Origin of the sequence: Kribbella sp. NPDC058693, assembly GCF_042715335.1 — a bacterium.
In the GTDB taxonomy this organism is placed as follows: Bacteria; Actinomycetota; Actinomycetes; order Propionibacteriales; family Kribbellaceae; genus Kribbella; species Kribbella jiaozuonensis.
This window is the reverse complement of sequence record NZ_JBHXSQ010000001.1, coordinates 225,448-250,596: the sequence shown is the minus strand read 5'-3', so window position 1 is coordinate 250,596 and position 25,149 is coordinate 225,448. Positions and strand designations below refer to the sequence as shown.

At 68.8% G+C, this 25,149-nt stretch carries 27 protein-coding genes; 16 read left to right on the top strand and 11 right to left on the bottom strand.

What is annotated here, in order from left to right; genetic code table 11:
* The first annotated feature begins 98 nt into the window (after nt 1-98).
* Genes ACFWUU_RS01240 through ACFWUU_RS01225 form a run of 4 tightly spaced genes read left to right on the top strand, consistent with a single transcriptional unit; the run spans nt 99 to nt 4,445 of the window.
* Complete coding sequence (locus tag ACFWUU_RS01240) at nt 99-1,304, top strand: hypothetical protein (RefSeq protein ID WP_380171670.1); 1,206 nt, start codon at nt 99-101, stop codon at nt 1,302-1,304.
* Nucleotides 1,301-2,539: an extracellular solute-binding protein gene (locus ACFWUU_RS01235; protein ID WP_380171668.1), complete on the top strand. Its 1,239-nt coding sequence runs from the start codon at nt 1,301-1,303 to the stop codon at nt 2,537-2,539. Before ACFWUU_RS01240 ends, ACFWUU_RS01235 begins: the two co-directional genes overlap by 4 nt.
* Nucleotides 2,536-3,576 carry a carbohydrate ABC transporter permease gene (locus ACFWUU_RS01230; RefSeq protein ID WP_380171666.1) on the top strand — a complete coding sequence of 347 codons (1,041 nt, stop codon included), beginning with the start codon at nt 2,536-2,538 and terminating at the stop codon, nt 3,574-3,576. The genes ACFWUU_RS01235 and ACFWUU_RS01230 overlap by 4 nt, the downstream gene beginning before the upstream one ends.
* On the top strand, nt 3,573-4,445 hold the full coding sequence (locus ACFWUU_RS01225) for a carbohydrate ABC transporter permease (protein WP_380171664.1): 873 nt from the start codon (nt 3,573-3,575) through the stop codon (nt 4,443-4,445). The genes ACFWUU_RS01230 and ACFWUU_RS01225 overlap by 4 nt, the downstream gene beginning before the upstream one ends.
* On the opposite strand, the gene ACFWUU_RS01220 is transcribed toward ACFWUU_RS01225, so the two are convergent.
* The 6 genes from ACFWUU_RS01220 to ACFWUU_RS01195 form a co-directional block, all read right to left on the bottom strand.
* Complete coding sequence (locus tag ACFWUU_RS01220; RefSeq protein ID WP_380171662.1) at nt 4,429-4,818, bottom strand: STAS domain-containing protein; 390 nt, start codon at nt 4,816-4,818, stop codon at nt 4,429-4,431. The two genes, ACFWUU_RS01225 and ACFWUU_RS01220, sit on opposite strands and share 17 nt — an antisense overlap.
* Before the next feature lie 35 nt (nt 4,819-4,853).
* Nucleotides 4,854-5,486, bottom strand: a complete 633-nt coding sequence (locus tag ACFWUU_RS01215; RefSeq protein WP_380171660.1) for a response regulator — start codon at nt 5,484-5,486, stop codon at nt 4,854-4,856.
* Complete coding sequence (locus ACFWUU_RS01210) at nt 5,479-6,723, bottom strand: sensor histidine kinase (protein WP_380171658.1); 1,245 nt, start codon at nt 6,721-6,723, stop codon at nt 5,479-5,481. Before ACFWUU_RS01210 ends, ACFWUU_RS01215 begins: the two co-directional genes overlap by 8 nt.
* Nucleotides 6,724-6,748: 25 nt before the next feature.
* Nucleotides 6,749-7,519, bottom strand: a complete 771-nt coding sequence (locus ACFWUU_RS01205; protein ID WP_137254459.1) for an ABC transporter permease — start codon at nt 7,517-7,519, stop codon at nt 6,749-6,751.
* Nucleotides 7,516-8,430: an ABC transporter ATP-binding protein gene (locus ACFWUU_RS01200; RefSeq protein WP_380171656.1), complete on the bottom strand. Its 915-nt coding sequence runs from the start codon at nt 8,428-8,430 to the stop codon at nt 7,516-7,518. The genes ACFWUU_RS01205 and ACFWUU_RS01200 overlap by 4 nt, the downstream gene beginning before the upstream one ends.
* A gap of 98 nt (nt 8,431-8,528) precedes the next feature.
* Nucleotides 8,529-10,319 carry an AMP-dependent synthetase/ligase gene (locus ACFWUU_RS01195; protein WP_380171654.1) on the bottom strand — a complete coding sequence of 597 codons (1,791 nt, stop codon included), beginning with the start codon at nt 10,317-10,319 and terminating at the stop codon, nt 8,529-8,531.
* 109 nt (nt 10,320-10,428) lie between these two features.
* On the opposite strand from ACFWUU_RS01195, the gene ACFWUU_RS01190 reads away from it, so the two are divergent.
* From ACFWUU_RS01190 to ACFWUU_RS01160, 7 genes are read left to right on the top strand one after another with little or no spacing between them, the layout of a single operon-like run.
* Entirely contained in the window at nt 10,429-10,872 is a 444-nt protein-coding gene (locus tag ACFWUU_RS01190) for a polyketide cyclase / dehydrase and lipid transport (RefSeq protein ID WP_170989730.1), read from the top strand.
* 4 nt (nt 10,873-10,876) lie between these two features.
* Nucleotides 10,877-11,308 (top strand): SRPBCC family protein, encoded by a 432-nt coding sequence (locus ACFWUU_RS01185; protein ID WP_137254462.1) that lies wholly within the window; start codon nt 10,877-10,879, stop codon nt 11,306-11,308.
* A gap of 4 nt (nt 11,309-11,312) precedes the next feature.
* Complete coding sequence (locus ACFWUU_RS01180; RefSeq protein WP_380171652.1) at nt 11,313-12,650, top strand: ArsA family ATPase; 1,338 nt, start codon at nt 11,313-11,315, stop codon at nt 12,648-12,650.
* On the top strand, nt 12,647-13,027 hold the full coding sequence (locus ACFWUU_RS01175) for a hypothetical protein (protein WP_380171651.1): 381 nt from the start codon (nt 12,647-12,649) through the stop codon (nt 13,025-13,027). The genes ACFWUU_RS01180 and ACFWUU_RS01175 overlap by 4 nt, the downstream gene beginning before the upstream one ends.
* Complete coding sequence (locus ACFWUU_RS01170; RefSeq protein WP_380171649.1) at nt 13,018-13,989, top strand: ROK family glucokinase; 972 nt, start codon at nt 13,018-13,020, stop codon at nt 13,987-13,989. Before ACFWUU_RS01175 ends, ACFWUU_RS01170 begins: the two co-directional genes overlap by 10 nt.
* A 58-nt stretch (nt 13,990-14,047) precedes the next feature.
* Nucleotides 14,048-15,190 carry an ROK family glucokinase gene (locus tag ACFWUU_RS01165; RefSeq protein WP_137254466.1) on the top strand — a complete coding sequence of 381 codons (1,143 nt, stop codon included), beginning with the start codon at nt 14,048-14,050 and terminating at the stop codon, nt 15,188-15,190.
* Nucleotides 15,187-15,879 carry an endonuclease/exonuclease/phosphatase family protein gene (locus tag ACFWUU_RS01160; protein ID WP_380171647.1) on the top strand — a complete coding sequence of 231 codons (693 nt, stop codon included), beginning with the start codon at nt 15,187-15,189 and terminating at the stop codon, nt 15,877-15,879. Before ACFWUU_RS01165 ends, ACFWUU_RS01160 begins: the two co-directional genes overlap by 4 nt.
* Here the strand turns inward: ACFWUU_RS01160 and ACFWUU_RS01155 are convergent.
* From ACFWUU_RS01155 to ACFWUU_RS01135, 5 genes are read right to left on the bottom strand one after another with little or no spacing between them, the layout of a single operon-like run.
* Nucleotides 15,866-16,609: an enoyl-CoA hydratase-related protein gene (locus tag ACFWUU_RS01155; RefSeq protein ID WP_380171645.1), complete on the bottom strand. Its 744-nt coding sequence runs from the start codon at nt 16,607-16,609 to the stop codon at nt 15,866-15,868. The genes ACFWUU_RS01160 and ACFWUU_RS01155 overlap by 14 nt on opposite strands.
* A 17-nt stretch (nt 16,610-16,626) precedes the next feature.
* Nucleotides 16,627-17,049 carry a YybH family protein gene (locus ACFWUU_RS01150; protein WP_380171643.1) on the bottom strand — a complete coding sequence of 141 codons (423 nt, stop codon included), beginning with the start codon at nt 17,047-17,049 and terminating at the stop codon, nt 16,627-16,629.
* Between the two features lie 25 nt (nt 17,050-17,074).
* Nucleotides 17,075-18,304, bottom strand: coding sequence for a TIGR00300 family protein (locus tag ACFWUU_RS01145; protein WP_380171641.1), 1,230 nt, complete (start codon nt 18,302-18,304; stop codon nt 17,075-17,077).
* Between the two features lie 51 nt (nt 18,305-18,355).
* Nucleotides 18,356-19,060, bottom strand: coding sequence for a hypothetical protein (locus tag ACFWUU_RS01140; protein ID WP_380171639.1), 705 nt, complete (start codon nt 19,058-19,060; stop codon nt 18,356-18,358).
* Nucleotides 19,053-19,823 (bottom strand): alpha/beta hydrolase, encoded by a 771-nt coding sequence (locus tag ACFWUU_RS01135; RefSeq protein WP_380171638.1) that lies wholly within the window; start codon nt 19,821-19,823, stop codon nt 19,053-19,055. Before ACFWUU_RS01135 ends, ACFWUU_RS01140 begins: the two co-directional genes overlap by 8 nt.
* Before the next feature lie 324 nt (nt 19,824-20,147).
* On the opposite strand from ACFWUU_RS01135, the gene ACFWUU_RS01130 reads away from it, so the two are divergent.
* The 5 genes from ACFWUU_RS01130 to ACFWUU_RS01110 all read left to right on the top strand — a co-directional run bounded on the left by ACFWUU_RS01130 (nt 20,148) and on the right by ACFWUU_RS01110 (nt 24,865).
* Entirely contained in the window at nt 20,148-20,912 is a 765-nt protein-coding gene (locus tag ACFWUU_RS01130) for a 1-acyl-sn-glycerol-3-phosphate acyltransferase (RefSeq protein WP_137254473.1), read from the top strand.
* Nucleotides 20,913-20,948: 36 nt separating this feature from the next.
* Entirely contained in the window at nt 20,949-21,341 is a 393-nt protein-coding gene (locus tag ACFWUU_RS01125) for a DUF2237 family protein (protein ID WP_380171636.1), read from the top strand.
* Between the two features lie 43 nt (nt 21,342-21,384).
* Nucleotides 21,385-22,758: a class II 3-deoxy-7-phosphoheptulonate synthase gene (locus ACFWUU_RS01120; protein ID WP_233714707.1), complete on the top strand. Its 1,374-nt coding sequence runs from the start codon at nt 21,385-21,387 to the stop codon at nt 22,756-22,758.
* Nucleotides 22,755-23,777: a threonine aldolase family protein gene (locus ACFWUU_RS01115; protein WP_380171634.1), complete on the top strand. Its 1,023-nt coding sequence runs from the start codon at nt 22,755-22,757 to the stop codon at nt 23,775-23,777. Before ACFWUU_RS01120 ends, ACFWUU_RS01115 begins: the two co-directional genes overlap by 4 nt.
* A 110-nt stretch (nt 23,778-23,887) precedes the next feature.
* Nucleotides 23,888-24,865 carry a ribose-phosphate diphosphokinase gene (locus ACFWUU_RS01110; RefSeq protein WP_380171632.1) on the top strand — a complete coding sequence of 326 codons (978 nt, stop codon included), beginning with the start codon at nt 23,888-23,890 and terminating at the stop codon, nt 24,863-24,865.
* The last annotated feature ends 284 nt before the right edge of the window (nt 24,866-25,149 follow it).

The following is a 25,149-nucleotide window of genomic DNA, read 5'->3' as shown; positions in this document are numbered from 1 at the left end:
TGGACTATAGCGGTAAAACGCGACCCCAAGAAGGTATTGACGGAATTGGCCGTCGTCTCTAGTTTTAGCGCTAATATCCGATTCTCCGAGGAGCCGCCGTGCTGACCCTGACGTCCAGCAGCGCCTACGTCGAGGAGGCCTTCGCGTGGGCTCAGAAGCGCGCGCTGGCCTGGGTGCTGACCGGCCCCGGCAACCTGCCGTCGTACTGGGCCGGCTACCCGTCCCGGCCGATGTTCTACTCGCGCGACGTCTGCCACCAGGCCGCCGGCGCGCACCTGCTCGGCCTGGACGCGGAGAACTTCGCGATGTTCCGGCACTTCGCCCGCTCGGCGACGCCGGCGCGGAAGTGGTTCCCGATCTGGGCCTTCCACTTCGACGGGCGGATCGCCGCCCTCGACTATCACAACGACGAGCACTTCGTCCGGGAGATCCCCGCGGTGTTCGACCTGACCTACCGGGCGCTGGAGCAGTACGACTGGACCGGTGACCGCCGCTGGATCGACGACCCCGACCTGGCGGCGTACTACCGGCACAGCGTCGGCGAGTTCGTCGAGGCACATGACGCCGACGGCGACGGCATCCCCGAGGCCGGTGGTACGGCGGACATCTTCCTCGGCACCGCCACCTACAACGAGCGCGAGGCGCCCCTCTTCGTTGCCGGCGACGGCCTCGCCACGCAGTACGCCGTACTCCGCAAGCTCGGCCGTCACGCCGAGGCCGACCGGATCCGTGCAACGTATGGCGAGTGGTGGAACGGCGACCACTTCGCCCGCGGCATCACCAAGGACGGACTCGACTTCGACTGGGGACTCGAATCGCACACGCTGGTCCCGTTGTTCGGGCTGAGCGGTGACGAACGTTTCCTCGACTACCTGGAGGCGCAGATGGAGTCCCGTCCGCCGCTCAATATCGAGTCGTTCAGCTACTGGCCCGAGTTCCTGTTCAAGTACGGCCGGGACGAATCCGCCTGGCGCTGGACCAAGCACCTGATCGACAGCCGTGACGACTACCCGGAGATCTCGTTCACCGTCGTCGAGCACCTGGTCGCCGGGCTGCTCGGCCTACGACCCGACGCCCCGAACGCGGCCCTGACCGTCGGATCCCATCTGCCCGCCGAGATCGGCGTACTCACCGCCGACCACGTCCGGGTCGGCGACTGGGACCTGCGCATCAGCCAAGAAGGCCGCCACACGACCGACGTCACCGTGCACAGCGGACCAGGTCCGCTCGCGGTGACCGTCGGCTCCGAGACCCACTCCCTCGAACCGGGTCAATCCGCCCGGGTGACCAAGGACCCCTCATGAAGAAACTGTTGCCCACCGCAATCGCCATCCTCCTCGCCGCCGGTTGCGCGACCGGCAATGCGCCGGCCTCCAACAAGGACACCGGGAATGCCGAGATCAGCTTCTCGTTCTGGGGCACGAACTCCGAAGCCGCGTCGCTGAAGGCGATCGCCGCGGCCTTCGAGAAGGCGAACCCAGGCACCAAGGTGACCACGAACTGGATCCAGTCCGACTACGAGCAGAAGCTGCAGACCTCGATCGCGGCCGGCACCCAGTCGACGGTGATGGAGATCAGCAACACCAGCCTGGCCGGGTTCGCGCCCAGCTTCGCCGAGCAGACCGTTGACCCCGGCAAGTACGTGCAGCCGAACATCTCGTCCGCGATGCAGTACCAGGACAAGTACTACGCGATGCCGTTCGCGGCCAAGCCCAAGGTGATGGCGATCAACACCGACGCGTTCAAGGCCGCCGGCGTACCGTTGCCCAGCGCAACCACTCCGCTGAGCCTCGACGAGTTCAAGACGATCGCCGGCAGGCTGTCCCACGGCGACGGCAAGGCCCGCGTCTACGGCTCGAGCAACCTCTGGTACCGCGGCTGGTTGACCGCGGCCGGCGGCAGCTACTACAACGACGACGCGACCGAGTGCACCTTCGGCGACGGCACCGGCGTACAGACCGCGCAGTACGTCGTCGACATGCAGAAGAACCGGTACGCACCGACGTCGACCGATATCCAGGGGCAGGACCAGGCGCAGTGGTTTGCGGCCGGGCGGCTGGCGACGTTCAGCGACTTCGGGCCGTGGACGGTCGCCGACTTCGCGAAGATCAGCAAGCCGAACTGGACGCTGGTCCCGGTACCGGGCAAGGGATTCCCGATGGAGGTCGACGGGCTCGGTATCGCGAAGAACGCGAGCGACAAGCAGCTCGAGACCGCCAAGAAGTTCGTCGAGTTCGCCAGTACGCAGCAGGTAGCTCAGGACCAGCTGATCCAGGGCAACACGGCGCTCGGCGTACCGATCATCGCGGCCTCGACGCCCACGCTGGAGAAGGTGCTGCCGGCCGAGCGGAACCTGGCTGCGTTCACCACCGCGCTCAAGTCGGGCATCGTCGGCGTATCGGTCGCCAAGGAGGCGCAGATCTCCGGTGACGCAGACAAGGGCATGACCAGCTACACCGCGCTCGGCACCGGCAAGGATGACGTCGCGAAGATCCTGCCGCAGCTCGCCGGCAAGTGCACGCAGGCCCTGAAGAAGTGAATCCCACCGTCGGCTGGATCCGTGACCTGGCGGGGTCCTGGGGTGTTCCCAGCGCCCTCGTGCCGCTGGTCCCGTTCCTGCTCCTGCTGATCGTCCTGTACGCCGTCATCGGACTGGCGGCGTACGGGGCGCGGCGGCGCCGGCCGCGGGCCGACAAGACGATCGCGTTCTGGCTGTTCGTCTCACCGTGGCTGATCGGGTTCTGCCTGTTCACGCTCGGGCCGATGGCGTCGTCGGTCTACGTCAGCCTGACGTCGTGGGACCTGATCACGCCACCGCAGTTCGTTGGACTTGCCAACTACACCGAGGCCTTCCAGGATCCGCAGGTCGCGCAGGCGCTGAAGGTGACCTTGCTGTACGCCGTGATCAGCGTGCCGCTGCAGACCGTGCTGGCGTTCCTGGTCGCGTTGCTGCTGAACACGGAACTGCCTGGCATGCGGTTCTTCCGGACGGTCTGGTACCTGCCTTCGCTCGTCTCGGGTGTCGCGCAGATGGTGCTGTTCCTGTGGGTGTTCAACCCGCAGTACGGGCTGGCGAACGACGTACTCGCACATTTCGGCATCCAGGGACCGGGCTGGTTCAACGACTCGTCGTGGGCGCTGCCGACGGTGATCCTGATGAGTCTGTGGACGGTCGGCGGCGCGATGGTGATCTACCTGGCCGGGCTGAAGGACGTGCCGACGAACCTGTACGAGGCGGCGGCACTGGACGGCGCCGGACCGGTGCGGCAGTTCTGGCATGTGACGCTGCCGCAGTTGTCGCCGATCATCCTGTTCAACGCGCTGACCGGCATCATCGGCTCGCTGCAGATCTTCACCCAGGGCTTCATCGCGAACGGCGGCCCGAAGGACTCGCTGCTGTTTTTCGTCTACTACCTCTACGACAACGCGTTCCAGAACTTCCGGATGGGCTACGCGTCCGCGCTGGCCTGGATCCTGTTCGTCGTGATCCTCGCGCTGACCGCGGTCACGCTGCGCGGGAGCGCGTTCGCGGTGTACTACGAGACCGAACTCGGCCGGAAGCGGAGGCGTCGATGACTGCACTCGCAGAACCCTTGGTCGTGCGTGCGGACCGGCCGTTCTGGCGCCGCAACGTCACGCTGACCGTCGTCCTGTACGTCGTACTCGCGCTCGGGTCGCTGGTGTTCGTCTACCCGTTCCTGTGGATGATCGCGACGTCGCTGCGATCGCTGGCCGGCGTGGGGAGTTCTGGCGCGAGCGTCGTACCGCATGAGTTCTTGTGGAGCAACTACACCCGCGCGGTGACGTCGTTCCCGTTCTGGCGGTACGCGTTGAACTCGGTGCTGACCACGCTGATCCCGATCGTCGGGACGGTGTTCTCGTGCTCGCTGGCCGGGTTCGCGTTCGCGCGGCTGCGGGTGCGGTTCGCCGGGGTGCTGTTCGCCGTCGTACTCGCGACGATGCTGCTGCCGGGGGAGGTGACGATGGTGCCGCAGTTCATGCTGTTCAACAACCTCGGCATGGTCGACACGCTGTACCCGCTGATCCTGCCGGCGTTCTTCGGCTCGCCGTTCTACATCTTCCTGTTCCGCCAGTTCTTCGCCCGGATGCCGTCCGAGCTGGCGGATGCGGCGGTGGTCGACGGCTGCGGCTGGTTCAAAACCTTCTGGCTGGTCTACCTACCGCTGGCCCGGCCCGCGGTCGTAGCCGTCTCGATCCTGCTCTTCATGGGCTACTGGAACAACTTCCTCGGCCCGGCGATCTACATCAACTCCGACCAATGGAAAACCTTGCCCCTGGCCCTGGCCGGCTTCCAATCCGTCAACGGCACCGACACCCCGTTGCTCATGGCAACATCAGTCCTGATCACGATCCCGTGCCTACTGATCTTCTTCATCGCCCAGAAGCAGATCACGAACGGCATCACGTTCAGTGGTGGTAAGTAGCTCCGACTGCTGCTGGGCGGTACGACGGGAGGGCGTCGGCGAGGGTGGGGTAGTGGTCCAGGGGGCGGGTGGAGTGGGTGGCTCGGATCAGGTCGGCCAGCCATTGGGCGGCGCCTGAGGCTCGGAGCCAGCCGCCGTTCTCGATGGCCAGTTGGTGGGCGTCGGCGAGGACGTCGAGGCCGGCTGCTTCCATCGCGGTGACGCGGCGGAGGTCGACGACGAGGCGGGGGAGCTTGGTGGTGATCACATGGCGTAGTTCGTCGGCGAAAGTCGACAGCGCGCTGACCTCGATCGGGCCGGCCACCCGGACGATCGCGCACTCACCGACGGCACTCCAGTTACAGGCAAAGGGGCGGTTCACATCGGGTTTCATGTCATGACCTGTACCCCGCGGCTAACGTCCCGGAGTCAGTCCCGGCCGAGGATGCCCTGCTCGTACCCCTTCGCCACCGCCGCGGCCCGATCGGTGACGCCGAGCTTCGTGAAGACGTGGCTGAGATGGGTCTTCACCGTCGCCTCGCTGATGAACAGCTCCCGAGCGATATCGCGATTCGGCGTACCCTTCGCGACCAGCTCCAAAACCTGCCGTTCGCGTGCGGCCAGCGGGCTCGGCGCCGGCGTACGGACAGCTGTGACGAGCCGGGAGGCGACAGCCGGGGAGAGGACCGTCCGACCCTCGGCCGCTTGGCGTACGGCGTTGAACAGGTCGTCCTGCGGCGCGTCCTTGAGCAGGTAGCCGGTCGCGCCCGCTTCGATCGCCGGCAGCGTGTCGGTGTCGGTGTCCCAGGTGGTCAGGACCAGAACCTTCGACCGGATGCCGCGCCGGGTCAGCTCGGTGATCGCGTCGAGCCCACCACCGCCCGGCATCCGCAGGTCCATCAGGACGACGTCCGGGTCGAGGTCCGCGGCCAGCTCGACCGCCTCCACGCCGTTCGACGCCTCGCCGAGCACGGTGAAGCCGGGCGCCGATTCGAACATGCCGCGCAGGCCGTTGCGAACCACCGGGTGATCATCGACGAGGAGCAGCGAGATGTCAGGCATGGGGCACCAACGGTACGCGAGCCGACACCGCCGTACCGAAGCCTGGTTCGGCCTCGACGGTGAGCGATCCGGCGATACGTTCGGCCCGGGCCCGCATACCGTCGAGGCCGAAGCCGCCGGTCTTGGTGCGGGCAGGTAGCGACATCGGGTCGAAACCCTTGCCGTCGTCGCGGACGTCCAACGTGACCTCGCTGTCCATGAAGCTGAGCGTGACTCCGACCCGGGTGGCAGCCGCGTGTTTCGCGACGTTCGCCAGGGCCTCCTGGGTGATGCGCAGGATCGTCGCCGAGATCTCCCCGTGCAGATGCTGCGGCGTCCCGGTCACGGTGAACTCTGCACGTACGGCGCTGCGCTCGGCCCACTGGTCGACGATCTTCCGCAGTGCTTCGGGCAGCCCGTCGTTCGACAGGCCGACCGGGGCGAGGTTGTGGACCGAACGCCGCGCCTCGCCCAGGCTGTGCCGGGCCAGGTCGGTCGCGAGGCTGACGTGGTCCTTGACGGTCGCCGGGTCGGAGGTGTTCGCGACGACCTGGAGCTGGGCGATGATGCCGGTCAGCCCCTGCGCGATCGTGTCGTGGATCTCCGCGGCCAGCCGGCGACGTTCGTCGGCGATACCGGCCTCGCGGGCCTGGACGAGAAGCTGCGCCTGCAACGCCGCGTTCTCCTCGTGGGCCTGCTGGAGCTCGGCGATGGTGGCGGCCCGGGACCGCGACCGAGCCTCCTCCTGGTCGGCGAAATGTTTGACCACCGTCAGCAGCAGGTTGTTCGCGATCAACAGGCCCGCGAACACCAGCCACCGTGCCGTGTCGTGCACCGGGATACCGCTGGCCTGGGCTGCGGAGATCGGGATGGAGCAGGCGAACAGGGCGAACCGGCGCGCCCGCCGCCAGGGGATCCGTTCGTCGGCGTCGTAGTACCCCGACACCGCGTAGAACGCGAAGAAGCCGTTCAGGATGGTGAGCGCGAAGCCGATCGCCCAACGCAGCACGTAGTACGCGAATGACACCCGGCTCGGATCCGGATGGCGCCGGGCGATCCACGTCCAGGACAGCTCCACGACGAGAGCGGACCCCACCAGTGCCCCGGCCAGGATCCGCTCGTGGTCGAACGGCGTGATCAGGCCGGCCGTCATCACAGCCAGGAAGGTGCCGAGGGCGAGCAGGAAGTACGGCGCGCAACGGCGGAAGACTTCCTGCCGCCGCTCGAGGTCGCCTGCTTCCTCTACTCCCACAGTCACGCTCCCAGTTTGCATTACCGGCCGATCATTCCCAGCGGAACCACTTGGCGGCGGCCGCGGACAGGAGCACTGCCCAGGCGGCCAGCACGCCGAGGTGGGACCAGGACGGCCAGTCGCCGGCGGCTGCCTGGCCGAGTGCGCGAGCCGCGGCACCGAAGGGAGTCAGCTCGACGATCTGACGCAGTACGTGCGGCATGGACTGCACCGGCAGCCAGACGCCCGCGCAGAACATGCTCGGGAAGAACACTGCCGAGCCGATCGCGGTGGCGATCTTCGCGGTGGGGGCGAGTGCGGACACCAGCGCTCCGAGCGCGAAGGCTGCGGCCGCCGCGAGGAGCAGCGCGAGCGCATAGCCGGCCGCCTGTTTCGGCAACTGGACATCGAACGCGATCCGGCCGAACGCGAGGCAGACCAGCGCCGACACGATCGCGGCCGAGCCGTTCAGCCCCATCTGCGCGGTCAGCAGCGCGGACGGCTTGACCGGGGTCGCCGACATCCGGCGCAGGATGCCGCGCTCGCGGTACCCGGTGATGATCGGCGGCATCGTCTGCAGGCCGGTCACGATCAGCGCGACCAGGACGAGGATCGGTACGTACAGGTCGATGATCCGCAGCCCGCCGAGGCCGGCGTCGGCCTTCCGGAACGACGGGATGCTTCCCAGGATCACCAGCAGCAGCGGCGGGAAGCCGAGGATCCAGAACAAGGTCCCGGGCTCCCGGCGGAACAGCCGGGCCTCGGCACGCAGTACGGCGGCCCTCGGCGAGGTGCTGCGAACGGTCGGGGCGATGGCGCTCATGAGTTGGCTCCTGTCAGATCAAGGAACGCGTCGTCGAGGGTGGCGTCGGTGACGCGAAGCTGGTGGGCGGTGATGCGGTGACGGGCGAGCAGCGACAGCACAGCGGTCACGGTCTCGTCGGTGCCGCCGAGCGTGATCCGGCCGTCCTTCTGCTCGACGGACGCGAGCGCCGGCAGTGCGGCCAGGTCCACGTCGTCGACCGGAGCCGACGGGGTGAACGAGATGACGGTCGATCCCGCCGTACGGCTGATCAGACCCTGGGGTGTGTCGAGCGCGGTGATCCTGCCCTTGTCGATGACCGCGATCCGGTCGCACAGCCGCTGCGCCTCTTCCATGAAGTGCGTGACCAGGAGGACGGTGACGCCGCGGGCGCGAACGTCCTCGACGACCTCCCAGGTGTCGCGCCGGGCGCGCGGGTCCAGGCCGGTGGTGAGCTCGTCGAGTACGACGACCCGCGGGTTGCCGATCAGCGCGAGCGCGATGAACAGCCGCTGCTTCTGGCCGCCGCTGAGTACGCCGAAGCGCGAGGTCAGCTGATCGGTCAGGCCGAGGCGCTCGGCCAGCGGGCGCCAGTCGGCCGGGTTCGGGTACAAGGCGGCGTACAGCTCGAGGGCCTCGCGGACGGTGAGCTTGGCCTGCAGCTCGCTCTCCTGGAGCTGCGCGCCGAGCACCTGGGTGACGGCCGCGTGGTCGGCGACCGGGTCGAGCCCGGCAACCCGGACCAGGCCGCTGTCGGGGACGCGCAGTCCCTCGACGCATTCGACCGTGGTGGTCTTGCCGGCGCCGTTCGGGCCGAGGATCCCGAAGATCTCGCCCTCGTCGACGGTGAAGGACAGGTCGTCGACGACGGCGCGGCCGCCGTACGACTTACGCAGGTTGCCGACTTCGACGATCGGCCTGTTCGTGGTCATGCACCGAGCTTCGCCGAACGACCACCCCACCGGCATCGCCCATCAAGCTCAACCCGAGATCAGCCAAATGGCTGACCCCGCCCTACAACCTCAATGGACTACTTCGTGTACAGGGCCTCGACGTCGGTGCCGTGTTTTTCCATCACGATGTGGCGGCGGAGGGAGAGTTTGAGCGACAGTTCGCCGGTCTCCTGGGTCCAGTCGATCGGGAGGATCGAGAACTTCTTGATCGCCTCGGCGTGCGAGACCGAGGTGTTCGCGTCGTCGATCGCCTTCTGGATCTCGGCGATCAGGTCCGCGTCCTGGGTCAGCTCCGCCGGGTCGGTCGGCTTCCCGCGCTCGGTTGCCCACGGCACGATGTTCTCCGGGTCGATCGTGATCAGCGCGGCGATGAACGGCTTGCCGTCGCCGACCACCATGCACTGGCTGACCAGCGGGTGCAGGCGGATCTGGTCCTCGAGCAGCGTCGGCGCGACGTTCTTGCCGCCGGCCGTCACCAGGATCTCCTTCTTCCGGCCGGTGATCCTGATGAACCCGTCGACGTCGAACTCGCCCAGGTCGCCGGTGTGGAACCAGCCGTCGGCGTCGATCGCGGCCGCGGTCGCCTCGTCGTTCTTCCAGTAGCCCTGCATCACCTGGCCGCCCTTGAACAGCAGCTCCCCGTCGTCCGCGACGGCGACCGTCACACCAGGAAGCGGCCGGCCGACGGTACCGATGCGGATGTCGTCGGGCAGGTTCACCGACACGGCCGCCGTCGTCTCGGTCAGGCCGTAGCCCTCCAGGACCGGTACGCCGATACCGCGGAAGAAGTGGCCGAGCTTGTCGCCGAGAGGTGCGCCACCGGAGACGGCGTACTGCACCTGACCCCCGAGGACGGCCCGCAGCTTGCCGTAGACCAGCCGGTCGAACAGCATGTGCTTGGCCTTCAGCCCGAACGACGCGCCGCCCTTGTCCTGCGCCTGCGAGTACGCGATCGCGGTGTCCGCGGCGGCGTCGAAGATCTTGCCCTTGCCCTCGGAGTGCGCCTTCTGGCTGGCCGTGTTGAACACCTTCTCGAACACCCGCGGCACGCTCAGGATGAAGGTCGGCTTGAAGGCGCCGAGGTCCTCGACCAGGTTCTTCACATCGGCGCTGTGGCCGACCTTGACCCGCTTCATCACGCAGCCGACCTGGATGATCCGGGCGAACACGTGTGCCAGCGGCAGGAACAGCAGCGTGCTCGCGCCGGTGGTGTCGAAGAGACCGTCGAGGATCTTCACCGCCGGGCCGAGCTCGTCGATGAAGTTCGAGTGACTGATCTTGCAGCCCTTCGGGCGTCCCGTCGTACCGGAGGTGTAGATCAGCGTGGCCAGGTCGGAGGCCGTGACCGCGGAGCGGCGCTTGTCGAACTCGGCGTCGCTGATGTCCTGGCCGAGCGCGGTGAGCTGGTCGACGGCACCGGCCTCGATCTGCCAGACCTCCTGCAGGGCAGGGGCCTCGGCCCGGGCGGACTCGACGACCGCGCCGTGGGTGGCGTTCTCGACGACGGCGACGACCGCCTCGGAGTCGGTCAGGATCCACTGGATCTGCGAGGGGGAAGAGGTTTCGTAGATCGGCACCGTGACCGAGCCGATGCTCCAGATCGCGTAGTCGATCAGGGTCCACTCGTACCGCGTCGGGCTGAGCAGGGCGACCCGCTCGCCGGGCTTCACGCCGGCCGCCATCAGGCCCTTCGCGACGCCGATGACCTGCTGGGCGAACTCGGCCGCGGTCACGTCCTGCCAGCCGCCGCCCGCGACCCGGCGGCTGAACACCGCGGTGTCGGGATGGGACGACGCGTTCGCCCACACCGGGTCGCTCAAGCTCCCGCTGGCGGGTTCGGTCACAGCAGGAACGGTGTACTCACGCATCCGCGTCGTCTCCTCAGTCGGTCACGAATTGTCGACTTCCGGCGCACGCTACAGTCACCTACCCACAAGTAGCCACCTTTATGTGACCCAAGGAACTAGGTTCGAAGGCATGCCCACGCTCGACATCAGTTGCGACGACCTGGTCGTTGCTGATCCAGCCTACGTCGCCGAGCGACTCGGAGCGGACACCCTCTGGCGCGAGTGGTGGCCGGACCTGACCCTGACCCCGTCCGAGCGACGCGGCGCGGAGGGGGTCCGCTGGGCCGTCACCGGCTCGGCCGTCGGTACGGCGGAGTGGTGGCTGGAACCGGTCCGCGACGGGGTCGTCGTGCACTGGTACCTCCGCGTCGACCCGGCCCGCCCGGTCCGCGGCCGCGCCCTCGAACGACTCAAGGAGCGGTACGTCGCGTCGTACCGCGAGCACCTGTGGCGGTTCAAGGACGAAGTCGAAGCGGGCCGCGCGGCGGGCGAACGACGTACCTCGTCCGATCCCGCGATAGTCTCCGTTGAGGACCCCGAGACCGACACTGAGAACCGACCGGCGAAGAGGTGAATCGATGGCGGAACAGACCACCTCGACCATCCAGATGAACGCGAGCCCCAAAGAAATCATGGCGGTGATCGCGGACTTCGCGGCGTACCCCGAGTGGGCCGACTCGATGCGGGAGACCGAGGTGCTGTCCACCGACGAGGCCGGCCGGCCGAACAAGGTGCGTTTCAAGGTGGACGCCGGGGCGATCTCGGACGAGTACACGCTGGCCTACGTCTGGTCCCGCAACGAGGTGACCTGGACGCTGGTCGAGGCGAAGATGGTCAAGGGTATGGACGGCGCCTACGTCCTCAAGGATCTGGGTGCGGAGGGGACCGAGGTGACGTACCGGCTGGCTGTCGACGTGGCGATCCCGATGATCGGGATGCTCAAGCGGAAGGCCGAGAAGGTCATCATCGACACCGCCCTGAAGGGCCTCAAGAAGCGCGTCGAGTCCTGATCCAGTGACTCGGGTTCTGCTGTATACGGGTAAAGGCGGGGTCGGCAAGACGACCTCTGCGGCGGGTACCGCCACGCTCGCCGCACTGCGCGGGCTGCGGACGCTGGTGCTGTCGACGGATGCCGCGCACTCGCTGTCGGACGCGTTCGACTCCGAGGTCGGCCCCGAGCCGACGGAGATCGACGATCTGCTGTTCGTCCAGCAGATCGACGCGCAGCGCAAGTTCGAGCGGTCCTGGGGCGACATCCAGAACTACCTGCGGTCGGTGCTGCACATGATCGGCGTCGACCCGATCGAGGCCGAGGAGCTGACCGTGCTGCCCGGCGCCGCCGAGGTGCTCGCGCTGCTCGAGGTGCGCGACCACGTCCGGTCCGGGCGCTGGGACGTGATCGTCGTCGACTGTGCGCCGACCGCGGAGACGCTCCGGCTGCTCGGGCTGCCCGAGGCGCTGAACTGGTACCTCGACCGGATCTTCAACGCCGAACGCAAGATGATGCGGACGTTCCGGCCCTTCATCAACCGCGGGGCAGGTCTGAGCCGCGGGTCGAGCCTGCCGGTCCCGGACGACAACGTCTTCGACGCGTTGCGCCGGCTGCAGAGCGACCTGTCGGACATCCGCACGCTGCTGGCCGGCCCGGACGCCTCGGTGCGGCTGGTGCTGACGCCGGAGGCGGTCGTGGTCGCGGAGGCGCGGCGGTCGCTGACGAGGCTCTCGCTGTACGGGTACCGCGTGGACGGTGTCGTGGCGAACCGGGTCTTCCCGGCGGCCGGTGCGGATACCTGGCGGCGGCAGTGGGTTGCGGCACAGCGCGGGATCCTGGAAGAGGTCGCGGACTCGTTCCGGCCGTTGCCGATCTGGGAATCGCCGTACCGGGTCTGTGAGCCGGTGGGGGTCGAGGAGCTGGCCGCGTTCGCGGTGGAGATGTACGGCGGGGACGACCCGTTCGCGCGCGCCACCGACGAGACGTCGCTGTGGGTGGATCGGCATATCGACACCGACGGGCGGACGTACACGCTGACCATGCCGTTGCCCTTGGCATCGGCCAGCGAGCTGGAGCTGGCGCGGCACGGGGACGAGCTGATCATCACCGTCGGGTCGTACCGTCGGGTGCTGCCGTTGCCGGCCGCGCTGGCGCGTGGAGTGGTCGCGGGTGCGCGGCTCGACGAGGGACGCCTGCAGGTACGGTTCGCGCCGCGGGAGAGCGCGCGGCCGGTCGCGCCGTCGGAGGTGCCCAGCGGGTCCGGTCCGTTGGAGTCGGCGCAGGAGCTGGCCCAGGGCCTGACAGCGGAGTACCACGAGCAGCTGGCCCGTCGTACGGCGGCGATCGGAGAAGGCTTGTGAGTAAGGAGCCCGTCGGCTCGGTTGCTGAGGAGGCGGCCAAGCTGTTCGCGGTACTGCAGGACGCTGCGGGTGCTACTCCTCAGGACGACGAGAAGCACGAGCACAAGCTGGGGCCCGACTGTGTCTGGTGCCCGGTGTGTCAGCTGATCCACCGGGTACGGAACACCAGCCCGGAGACGATCGAGCAGCTGTCGACGGCCGCCGCGCATGTGCTGGGCTCGTTGAGATCTCTGCTGGAGGCCGCGGCGGACGCGGCCCGGCAGGCGCGGGAGGACGCAGCGTCGCGAGCGAAGAGCCCTGCGCAGCCCGAGGAGGAACCGGCCCCGCCCAAGGTGGACCGGATCGACGTGAGTGAGGACCCCGAACCATGGGACTGACCATCGGCATCGATGTCGGCGGTACGAAGATCGCGGCCGGCGTGGTCGATGAGAACGGCATGATCGGGGCCCGCACGCACCGCGACACCCCGGCGGACTCCGTCGACGGGACCGCGACGGCGATCTGCGACGCGGCGGCCGAGCTGATCGCCGGGCACGAGGTGGAGGCGGTCGGGATCGGCGCCGCCGGATTCGTTTCGTCGGACCGGTCGACCGTGCTGTTCGCCCCCAACCTGGCCTGGCGGAACGAGCCGCTCGGCGCGCGGGTCTCGGAGACGCTGAAGATCCCGGTGGTCGTGGAGAACGACGCGAACGCGGCGGCGTGGGGTGAGTTCGCGTTCGGCGCGGCGAAGCATGTCGAGCACATGCTCTGCATCACGGTCGGCACCGGGATCGGTGGCGCTGTGGTGAGCGACGGCGAGATGCTGCGTGGCGCTCACGGCGTCGCGGCCGAGCTCGGCCACATGCGCGTCGTACCGGGTGGGCATCGGTGCGGGTGCGGGTCGCGCGGGTGCCTGGAGCAGTACGCGTCCGGGCGGGCGCTGGTGCGTGAGGGGCGGGCTCAGGCCGAGTCCGGTTCGATCGCGGCGGCGCAGATGCTGAGCGTGTGCGGGATCACCGACCCGGCGGAACTGACCGGGCCGATGATCACCGAGGCGGCGATGGCCGGCGATCCGTGCGCGGTGGAGCTGCTCGAGGACCTGGGCCGGTGGCTCGGGGAGGGGCTGGCGAGCCTCGCGACGATGTTCGACCCGACCCTGATCGTGATCGGCGGCGGCGTGAGCGCGGCGAAGGACCTGCTGATGAAGTCCGCCGAGGTCGCCTTCGAGAAGGTCCTCCCGGCCAAGTCCAACCGCCCCCACCCCACCTTCACCCTCGCCGAACTGGGCAACGACGCCGGCCTCATCGGCGCCGCCGACCTCGCCCGCCGACCGGCTCCTGTCCAGGTCCCCGCTCGGTGATCTGGGATACTGAGAGCGGACCGGCGGGGGTCGGGGGTACCGCGAGGAAGGTCGAACCTTGGCTCTGACGCAGGCTTTGACGATCGGGATCGATATCGGTGGGACCAAGGTCGCCGCCGGGGTGGTCGACCCCGAGGGCAACATCCTGGACCGGGTCCGGCGGGACACGCCGACCAAGGATCCGCGGGAGACCGAGGACGCGATCGCCGAGATCGTCCACGACCTCGAGTCGCGCCACGACGTGATCGCGGTCGGTATCGGCGCCGCCGGATTCGTCGACGGCACCCGTTCCTCGGTCCTGTTCGCCCCGCACCTCGCCTGGCGGCACGAGCCGCTGCGTGACGCGGTCGAGCGCCGCCTCGGCGTACCGGTCGTCGTCGAGAACGATGCGAACGCGGCCGCCTGGTCCGAGTGGCGTTTCGGCGGCGGACAGGGCGAGAGCCACCTCGTCTGCGTCACGCTCGGCACCGGCATCGGCGGCGCGATCCTGAACGACGGTTCCCTCCAGCGCGGCAAGTTCGGCATCGCGGGGGAGTTCGGCCACATGCAGGTGGTCCCCGGCGGCCACCGCTGCGAGTGCGGCAACCGCGGCTGCTGGGAGCAGTACGCGTCCGGCAACGCGCTCACCCGCGAGGCCCGCGAGCTGGCGATGTCCGGCTCACCCGTCGCACACAACCTGCTGCGCGCGGCCGGCGGCGACCCGCGCAAGATCAACGGCCCGATGGTGACCGAGCTGGCCAAGGACGGCGACCCGGTCGCGGTCGAGCTGCTCGAGGACGTCGGCCGCTGGCTCGGTATCGGCCTGGCCAACCTGGCCGCCGCGCTCGACCCCGGCACGTTCGTGATCGGCGGCGGCGTCTCCGACGCCGGCGAGCTGTTGCTGGCGCCGGCCCGCGAGGCGTTCAAGCGCACCCTGACCGGTCGCGGCTTCCGCCCGGAGGCCCGGATCGTCCGCGCGGTGCTCGGCCCGGAGGCGGGTCTCGTCGGTGCCGCCGACCTGGCTCGCGAGGAGGCGACCTGGCTGCGTCGCGTCCGCGTCAAGACGACCGCGGTGACGGCCAAGACGGCCGCCGCCCGTGGACGCTCCACCCGCCTGGAGCGGGCCGCGCGGAAGTCGGCTGCCCGGCGTACCGGAATGCGCGCCGCGCCCGCCGAGGCCGAGCTCCACCCAGCCGACCTGAACGGCGACAACGAGGGATGACCGGCCGCACTTTGCGGGTGCTGTCGTACAACGTGCACCGCTGGGGCGACGACCGTACGGCGCTCGCCCGGGTGGTGAAGGCCTGCGCGCCGGACGTGATGCTGGTGCAGGAGGCCCCGACCTGGTTCGGCACCCGGCGCAAGCGACGCGCGATGGCGGCGACCTTCGGCCTGCGGTACGTCGCGGCCTCGGCCCGCAACGCGATCCTGGTTGCCGACGGCATCGGCCTGACCGGCATCCGCGGCCGCCGTATCTGGCGCCCGTTCGTCCGCCGCCGCCTGAACTTCATCGCCACCCAGCTCCCCGGCGGCGCAGTCGGCGGAGTACTCGTCCTGGGCTCGACCCGGCTAGCGGTCGTCGTCTGCCACCTCGGTCTTCACCCCCGCGGCCGGATCCACGAAATAACCCAGGTCCTGACCCTCTGCCGCTCCTTCGGTACGCCGTACCTCCTCGCCGGCGACATCAACGAAGAACCCGACGGCCCCGTCTGGAAACTCCTGGCCGAGGAAGGCCTCCTCGACCTCGACGCCGGCCCGACCTTCAACTCGACCACGCCCCACAAACGCATCGACGCCGCCGTACTCTCCCCCCAACTCAAAGGCCGCCTACGCCACATCCCCGCCACCAAGCCGGACCTGGCGGCCGCCACCGACCACCTCCCGCTGCTGGTGGAGCTCAGCGGCGGTTGAGGAAGTCGAGCATGGCTTGCTGGGCGGCGGACGAGCCGAAGAGGCTGGCCGAGAGCTCGGCGAGGTCCTTGCCACGGGCATCGATGTCGGCGAGGAGGTCGCGGTTGAGCAGCTTCTTGGTCTCCTGCAAACCCTGCGGCACGCCTTTCAGCACCGCCTCGAGCACCGCGCCGACCGCCGCATCCAGGTCGTCGTCCGGCACCGTCAGCGTCAGCAGCCCGAACCGCGCCGCCTCGAGCGCGTCGAACCCGCTGCCGGTCAGGAACGTGTACGCCGCCGCGCGATCGGTCAGCCGCGGAAGAACAGTCAGCGAAATCGTCGCCGCCGCAAGCCCCAGCCGTACCTCGGTCAGCGCGAACGTCGCGCTCTCCCCGGCGACGCTGATGTCGGACGCCGCGACGATCCCGATCCCACCCGCGCGCACCGCGCCGGCCACCCGCGCGATCACCGGCTTCGGGTTCGCGACGATCGCCCGCTGTACGTCGACCATCCGCTGCGCCCCGACGCCCATCCCGATCGTCGTCGCCTCGGACAGGTCGGCGCCCGAGCAGAACACGTCCAGCGCCGACCGAACCACGATCACCCGCACCACGTCGTCGGCCCCCGCCGCCTCCAGGTGCTCCAGCAACTCACCCGTCAGCTGCTGCGACAGCGCGTTCTTGTTGTGCGGCGAGTCGAGCGTGATCGTCGCAACGCCGTCGGCCACTTGCAGGTGCACGAGTTCGGTCATGGCGCCATCCAACACCGTCACGGACCGGAGGGGGAGGCCTTCGGGTTGAGGGGATCGGCGTGCCGGTGCGTGATCTTCCACTCACCGGACTCGGCGCGGAACACCATCGTCGCCCGGAGTACGTGGGGAACCGGCTCGGGTTGGGTGATGTGGTGCACCGCGCAGCGCTCGATCGCGACCGTGTACGCCGTGTCCGCGCCGACGTGCTTCTCGAGGTACTCGAACTCGACCTTCGCGCCGGTGTCCCGGAACTGTGACGACGCCCACTCGTACCGCGGCCCGATCTGCGAAAAGCCGACCTCGTGCCCGCCGAAGCCGCCGAAGATCGAGGTCTGCTCGCTGTGCGACACCAGCGGCATCCACAACGACGGGTCTCCGTTGATGAAGGCGGTGTTGGCCTCCTCGAACCGGCGCAGGAACGATTCGAAGTCTTCAATCACCGAGCCAGTCTCACCCTCGACAGGGTCACTTGCTCTCGGCGTACTCCGGTGACAGCTCGCGGGCGAGGTGCTCGATGAACAGGCCGACGTCCGTGACGATCCCACGCGCCTGCGACGAACCGCGATCGGCGAGCTTGGTCACCGTCGCCGGGTTGATGTCCACGCAGGTCAGCGGGATCGACGCGGGCAGGATGTTGCCGGTGGCAACCGAGTGCAGCATGGTCGCGGCCATCAGGCAGTACCCTACGCCGTCCAGCTCGGCCCGCATCGCCCGCTGCCCCTCGAGTACGTCGGTGTAGACGTCCGGCAGCGGCCCGTCGTCGCGCACCGACCCGACCAGGACGAACTTCCCGCCGGTCCGCACCAGTGCGTGCATCACGCCCGAGGTGAGGACGCCCTGGTCGACCGCGGCCTTGATCGACCCCGCCTTGCGGATCGTGTTGATCGCGCGGATGTGGTGCTCGTGCCCGTGCTCCACACCCCGCCCGCGGGCGAGGTCGACGCCGAGCGACGTCCCGTACAGCGACGACTCGATGTCATGGGTCGCGAGCGCGTTGCCGGCGAACAGCACATCGACGTACCCGGCCTCCACGATCGCGACCATGGCCGGCGCGGCGCCGGTGTGGACGATGCCGGGGCCGCCGACCCAGAGCACCTTCTGCCCGTTGGCCTTCGCCTCTCGCATCCCGTCCGCTACCTGCTTCACCAGCACCCGCTGCGGCTTCTCCGACGACACGTCCGACTCCATGAAGCCGAACCCGTCCTCGGTGCTCGTCGCGATCGGGGGAGTGACCCGCACGCCCTGCGCGCTGGTGATGATCTTCATGCCTGCGCGTACGTCGGACATCGGGATCGTCCGGACCGCGTCACCCTCGACGAGCAGACCGCAGTCCATCTCCGGGTTCTGCACCGCGACCCAGTGGCCGCCGAGCCGCACGCTGGTTGGGAGGTTCGTCGTGGAGTAGAACCCGTCGGGGAACACGCCGTCGGTGGTCACCTCGGTGATGTCCGGCGTACCGGGGTCGACCAGGTTCGCGCCCTTGGTCTGGATCCGCATCAGCAGCCGCTGCAGCGACTCCTCGTCGTCCGCGCCGACGGTCATCCGGACCGTGGACGGGTCGTCCTTGTCGTAGCCGAGGTCGAACTTGTCCAGCGTGTACTCACCGCCGTACCCGCGGATGTCGTCGAGGACGCGGGACAGCAGCCCGGAGTCCATCAGGTGGCCGGTGATCTCGACGGTCTCGGTGACCTGCACGGGTGCCCTCCCTCGCGATTCGTCGGATTGTCCGACGATCCGCACTCTAACTCAGACGACCGCCCCGTCGTCGCCGCCGTCTCCAGGAGGGAGACGGTCCTTCATCCGGAATACGAGCGTCAGGAAGCCGCCGATGAAGCCGGCGACCGCGAGCGTGGTGATCCGGCCGGTGCCGAAGTCGAGGACGGCGGCCGCGATCAGCAGCAGTGGTCCGCCGAGCAGGCCGAGCCAGGCGAGCCGGGTGATCCAGTCCAGCCGCGGGCCGCGGGGCGGCTCCGGCGGGACGAAGTGGTCATGCGGGTCGTCGTCCTTGCGCTTCGGCTTGACGTCCTCCTCGTCGGCCGCGGGCGTCTCCTCGACGGTGAGCCCGGTCGGTACGTCGATCAGCGGCTCGTACTTGTCGTCGACGTCCTCGCTGGCCGGCCATCGCGGGACCGGATCCTCGCCGCCGTCGTGACCCGGCGCGGACGGCTGGCTGAACTGCTGGACCAGCGACTCCCACTCCGCGTCCTCGGTACTGCGGTCGATCACCGGGCGGGCCTCGTCCACCGCGGCGGCGTCGACGAAGATCTCGTCGTACCCGACCGGAATGCGGACCGGTTCCTCGGCCTCTTCCGGCGTCCGGGCCTCGCTCTGGTTCTCGCAGTACGCCGCGATCCCGGCCGCGGCGAGCGCGTCCAGCACCGGCTGCGCGACCAACGGGTCGATCCCCCCGAGCGACGTGTACGACGCCGCTGTCAGTCCGTTGTCACGCATCACTGTTACCGCTCAGCCGCCTGATGAAGGCTGATGTGTCCGCGAAGATCCGCGGTGCGTCGTTGTCCAGGGTTGCCACGTGATAGCTGTCCTCGAGCAGGGTCTCGGTCACGTCGCGGGACGAGATCGAGGACAGCACCGTCCGCCCCGAGCTCGGCTCCACCACATGATCGACAGTACTGCGGAACAGCAGCACCGGCTGAGTGACTTCGGCCAAATCGTCGCGGGTGACCTTCCACAGCTGCGACAGCGAATGCAGCGCACGCAACGGCATCTTGTCGTACGCGCCCTCGTCCATGTCCGGCTTCTTGATGTCGTTCGAGATGCCGGGGAACGACGGCACCAGCCTGGCCAGCACCGGCAGCAGCACCAGCCGCTTGTCATCGGTGCGCACCGACGGGTTGATCAGGACCAGACCGGAAACGTCCGCGCCGTGCTTCTCGGCCAGCCGCAGGACGAGGCAGCCGCCCATCGACAGTCCGACCAGGAAGACGTGGTCGTGCTCCTTGCGCAGGCGCTGCAGCTCGTTGTCGAGTACGGCGTACCAGTCGGGCCAGCCGGTCTTGTTCATCTCCTGCCAGCTGGTCCCGTGACCGGGCAGGCGCGGTACGGCGACGCCGTACCCCTCGGTGGCGAGGTGTTCGGCGAAGGGCCGCATCGACTTCGGCGAGCCGGTGAACCCGTGGCTGAGCAGGACTCCGACGGCCGCGTTCGCCCCGGTCCCGGGACTGCGAAACTCCTCCGCGTGGGCTTGCACTGGCACGCTCGACTCCTCGCCGGTCCGTTCCTCACAGACGCCCCAGCCGAAGACGGCCGGAGCGCCCCTCAATCGTCGCATCTGGGCTGCGTCCAGTCTGCATCCAGGTGACAACACGGTGAGCAACACCCGGATTCCTGGCGGTGACATTGCCTGAGGGGGAAGCTGGAACGTAGTGTCCGCACCGAACGGTCGGCGCGCCGAAGATGTCGCCTGGCCGCCACCGGTGGGCACTGGTGCCGGACGAGGGTACGGCCGACGATGGGTTCGGTGAGCGTTGTCGGGTGATGCGAGTCGGGTGTGTCGGGCGAGTGACGGAGGTCGAGGCGGATGCTGTACCTGTTCCTGAGACGGTTCATTGTCGCGCCATTGATCAAGCTGCTCTTCCGGCCCAAGGTGACCGGTCTGGAGCATGTGCCGACCGACGGCCCGGCGCTGCTGGTCAGCAACCACCTGGCGTTCTGCGACTCGATCTTCCTGCCGGTCTCGGTACCGCGGCAGATCGTCTTCCCGGCCAAGTCGGAGTACTTCACCGGCCCTGGCCTGAAGGGCAAGCTGGTCGCCACGTTCTTCCGGTCGGTGGGCCAGATCCCGATCGACCGGTCCGGCGGGCGCGCCTCGCTGGCGGCGCTGAACACCGGTCTGAGCATCCTCGAGAAGGGCGGCCTGTTCGGGATCTACCCGGAGGGCACCCGTTCGCCTGACGGCCGGCTGTACAAGGGCAAGACCGGCGTCGCCCGGATGGCGATCGTGGCCGGCGTGCCGGTGATCCCGGTCGCGATGATCGACACCGAGAAGCTGCAGCCCGCGGGCCGGATGCGGCCGAACCTGTTCTACCGGGAGAAGGGCAAGCTGCTGCCGCGGCTGGTCCGCCCGGGCGTCGCGTTCGGCAAGCCGATGGACTTCTCCCGCTACGAGGGTATGGAGCGGGACCGCTTCGTCCTGCGCTCGGTCACCGACGAGATCATGTACGCGCTGATGGAGCTGTCCGGCCAGGAGTACGTCGACATGTACGCAGACAAGGCCAAGGAGCTGATCAAGGCCGGCGAATCGGTCGACGAGCACCTGCGTCTCGGCGACACCAAGGCCAGCTGACCCGGTTCGGGCCCCGTTCCGGGCGAGGATGTCGCCATGGACAGCGACCTGAACGTGCTCGGCGGACCGCTGGAGGAGTGCGGGACCGACCCGGTCACCGGCTTCTACCGCGACGGCTGCTGCACGAGCGGCCCCGAAGACCTCGGCAGCCACACCGTGTGCGCGGTGATGACCGCGGACTTCCTCGCCCACCAGGCCTCGGTCGGGAACGACCTGATCACACCCCGCCCCGAGTACAACTTCCCCGGCCTCGAGCCGGGCGACCGCTGGTGTGTGGTCGCCGCCCGCTGGCTGCAGGCGTACCACGCCGGCGCCGCGTCTCCCGTCGTACTTGCGTCCACTCACGCCCGCACACTCGACACGATTCCGCTGACGGCGTTGCGGGAGCACGCTGTCGACGTACCCGCCGATCCGGGCTCGTTGACCTGAGACGGTCACCGTCGGTTCTGGGCCCTGGCCTAGAGTTGGCCTCATGCAATTTGCGACGTTGACGGCCGGTGGAGTGCCGGGGGTTCCGAGTCTGGACGAGCTGCGGGGGCTGAAGCCGCTGCAGCAGCCCGAGTGGCCGGACGAGGCCGTGCTCGACCAGGTGATCTCCGAACTCCGGACCCTGCCGCCGCTGGTGTTCGCCGGTGAGTGCGACGACCTGACCACGAAGATCGGCGCGGTGGCCCGCGGCGAGGCGTTCATCCTGCAGGGTGGCGACTGCGCGGAGACGTTCGCCGGCGTGACCGCGGAGAACATCCGGGCCAAGCTCCGGGTGCTCCTGCAGATGTCGGTCGTCCTGCAGTACGCCGCGAGTGTGCCGGTGGTGAAGATCGGCCGGATCGCCGGGCAGTACGCGAAGCCGCGTTCGTCCGGTGAGGAGACGCGGGACGGCGTGACGCTTCCGTCGTACCGCGGTGACGCCGTCAACGGCTTCGACTTCACGCCTGAGTCGCGGATCCCGGACCCTAACCGGCTGCGCGGTGTCTACAACGCGGCCGCCGCGACGCTGAACCTGACTCGCGCGTTCACCACGGGTGGGTACGCCGACCTGCACCAGGTGCATGCCTGGAACACGGACTTCGTGAAGTCGTCCCCGGTCGGCCGGCGCTACGAGCAGCTCGCATCCGAGATCGAGCGCGCCCTCGCCTTCATGCGGGCCTGCGGTGCGACGTCGGACGAGTTCCGGACGGTCGACTTCTACGCGTCGCACGAGGCGCTGATCCTCGAGTACGAGCACGCGCTGACCCGGATCGACTCGCGGACCGAGCAGCCGTACGACGTGTCCGGTCACCTGCTCTGGGTGGGGGAGCGGACACGTCAGCTGGACGGCGCGCACGTCGAGTTCCTCGCGTCGCTGTCGAACCCGCTCGGCGTGAAGATCGGGCCGACCACGACTCCGGAGTACATCCGGGCGCTGATCGACAAGCTGAACCCGAAGGGGATCGAGGGGCGGCTCACGTTCATCACCCGGATGGGTGCGGGCAAGATCCGCTCGGCGCTGCCGCCGCTGCTGGAGGCGGTCCGCGATCACGGCTCGCCGATCGCGTGGGTAAGCGACCCGATGCACGGCAACACGTACGAGACGCCGAACGGGTACAAGACCCGCAACTTCGACGACGTGATGGACGAGGTCCAGGGCTTCTTCGACGCGCACGAGCAGGTCGGGACCTGGCCGGGCGGGGTACACATGGAGCTCACCGGCGACGACGTCACCGAGTGTCTCGGCGGCGGTGAGGAGCTGGTCGCGGAGGACCTCGTGAACCGGTACGAGACGGCCTGCGACCCGCGGTTGAACCGGCACCAGTCGCTGGAGCTGGCGTTCCTGGTCGCCGAGCGGCTGCGGGGCGCGAAGGCATGATTGACCTTCGCTCCGACACCGTGACCCGTCCGTCGGCGGAGATGCTGGCCGCGATGACGTCGGCTCCTGTGGGCGACGACGTGTACGGCGAGGATCCGACTGTCAACGCGCTCGAGGAGCAGGTCGCGGGCATGCTCGGGCACGAGGCCGGCCTGTTCACGGTGACGGGCTCGCTCGCGAACATGCTCGGCGTACGGGCGTTGGTGCCGCGTGGCGGCGAGGTGCTGTGCGAGGCGAGCGCGCACATCGTCCGCGCGGAGCTCGGCGGTCACGCGGCCGTCAGCGGCGTCACCACCCGCACCTGGAGCGCGCCGGGTGGTCAGATCGACCTCGACCAGATCCGCGCGTTGATCGCCGCCGACCTCGGTCCGTACTTCGTCCGGACGTCGGCGGTCTCGGTCGAGAACACGCACAACTTCGGCGGCGGCGCGATCCAGCACGGGTACGACGCTCTCGCCGACGAACTCGACGCCCGCGACCTCCCGCTGCACCTGGACGGCGCCCGGCTGTGGAACGCGTCCGTGGCGTCTGGGGTGCCGGTTGCTGCGTATGCGTCGCGGGCTGCGGCCGCCAGCGTCTGCCTGTCCAAGGGGTTGGGGGCTCCCGTCGGCTCCGTATTGGTCGGCTCTACGGAGCTGATTCGCGAGGCCCGGGTCTGGCGCAAGCGCCTCGGCGGCGGCTGGCGGCAGGCCGGCGTACTGGCCGCTGCGGGACTGTACGCCGTCGCGCACAACGTCGAGCGGCTCGCCGAGGACCATGCCAACGCGCGGGCGATCGCCGACGTACTCGCGGATGCTGCGCCGGGCTCGGTGAAGCCGGACCAGGTCGAGACGAACATCGTGGTCGCCGACCTGGCCGCCACCGGTCGCACGGTCGCGGAGGTTGTCGCTGCTGCGAAGGAGGCCGGCGTACTCGTCGGTGGTGTCGGCGCGACGCAGCTCCGGGTCGTCACGCACCTCGACGCATCCGCTGAAGATTGCCGGGCGGCGGCGGAGGTCCTGGCCCGCATCGTCGGCTGATTGTTGAGCTTTCCGCTCGATGCCGTCGCTGCCCTGCGCCCTCGGCGATCTCGGGGCGGATGCGCCAGGTAGGCTGACGTCGTCTGGGTTGCAGCGTTTCGGGGAGAGCCGTGCGAGAGATCGTCGTGTTCAGCGGAAGTGCCCACACCGTGTTGGCGGAGCAGATCTGTAGGGATCTCGGCGTACCGCTTTCACCGGTCGAGATCCATCGTTTCAGCAACGACTGCCTGCAGGTCCAACTCCAGGCGAACTGCCGGCAACGCGACGTCTACATCGTGCAACCACTGGTGCCGCCGACGCAGGAGCACCTGATGGAGCTGCTGCTGATGATCGACGCCGCCCGCGGGGCGTCGGCGCAGCAGATCACCGCAGTCATCCCGCACTACGCGTACGCGCGCTCCGACAAGAAGGACGCGTCCCGCATCTCGATCGGCGGCCGCCTGGTCGCGGACATGCTGACCACCGCCGGCGCGAATCGCGTGCTGACGATGGCGTTGCACGCGCCGCAGGTCCACGGCTTCTTCTCCGTACCGGTCGACCACCTGACCGCGATCGGCGTACTCGCCGACCACTTCCGCGGCCGCGACCTGAGCGACACCGTCGTCGTCAGCCCCGACCTGGGCAACGCGAAAACCGCGACCCAGTTCGCCCGCCTGCTCGGCACCCCCGTCGCCGCCGGCAGCAAGCAGCGCCTGGCCGACGACCGGGTCGTCATCGACGCGATCGTCGGCGACGTAGGCGGCAAGCGAGCCATCATCCTCGACGACGAGATCGCCACCGGCGGCTCGATCATCGAACTCCTCGACCGCCTCAAAGACCTGGGCTGCACCCAAGCCGCCGTCGCCTGCACCCACGGCCTCTTCGCCGGCCCCGCCGTAGAACGCCTCCGCTCCCACCCCTCCATCACCGAAGTCATCAGCACCGACACCGTCCCCCGCCCCGACGGCTTCCCCGAACTACAGATCACCTCGGTAGCCGGCCTCTTCGCCGAAGCCATCAAACGAATCCACGACGGCGAATCAGTAAGCAGCCTCTTCGACGGCGTAGACCCCACCCACGCCCCACCCCAACCCAAACTCCCGTTCTAACAGCTGGTTGGGGGGAGAGCCCCGCGTGCTGAGAGCTGGTGGGGTGTGTAAAGGCCCCCGCGTGCTCCCGCAGGCGCTTCCTTCGTCGCTCCGCTCCTCAGCGCACCTGCTCCACACGCACCCACCCACCCCCCGGCTTATCGCCGGTGCATCCTTTCCGGCTATCGCCGGACGTGGCGTGCTACCGCCCGCGTGCGACTACTCGGCCGTGCTCCGCTCGATCAGACTGCGCCGACCGGATCTTCGGACACCCCACATCCGAATCGACGGTGCTGATCGCGCTA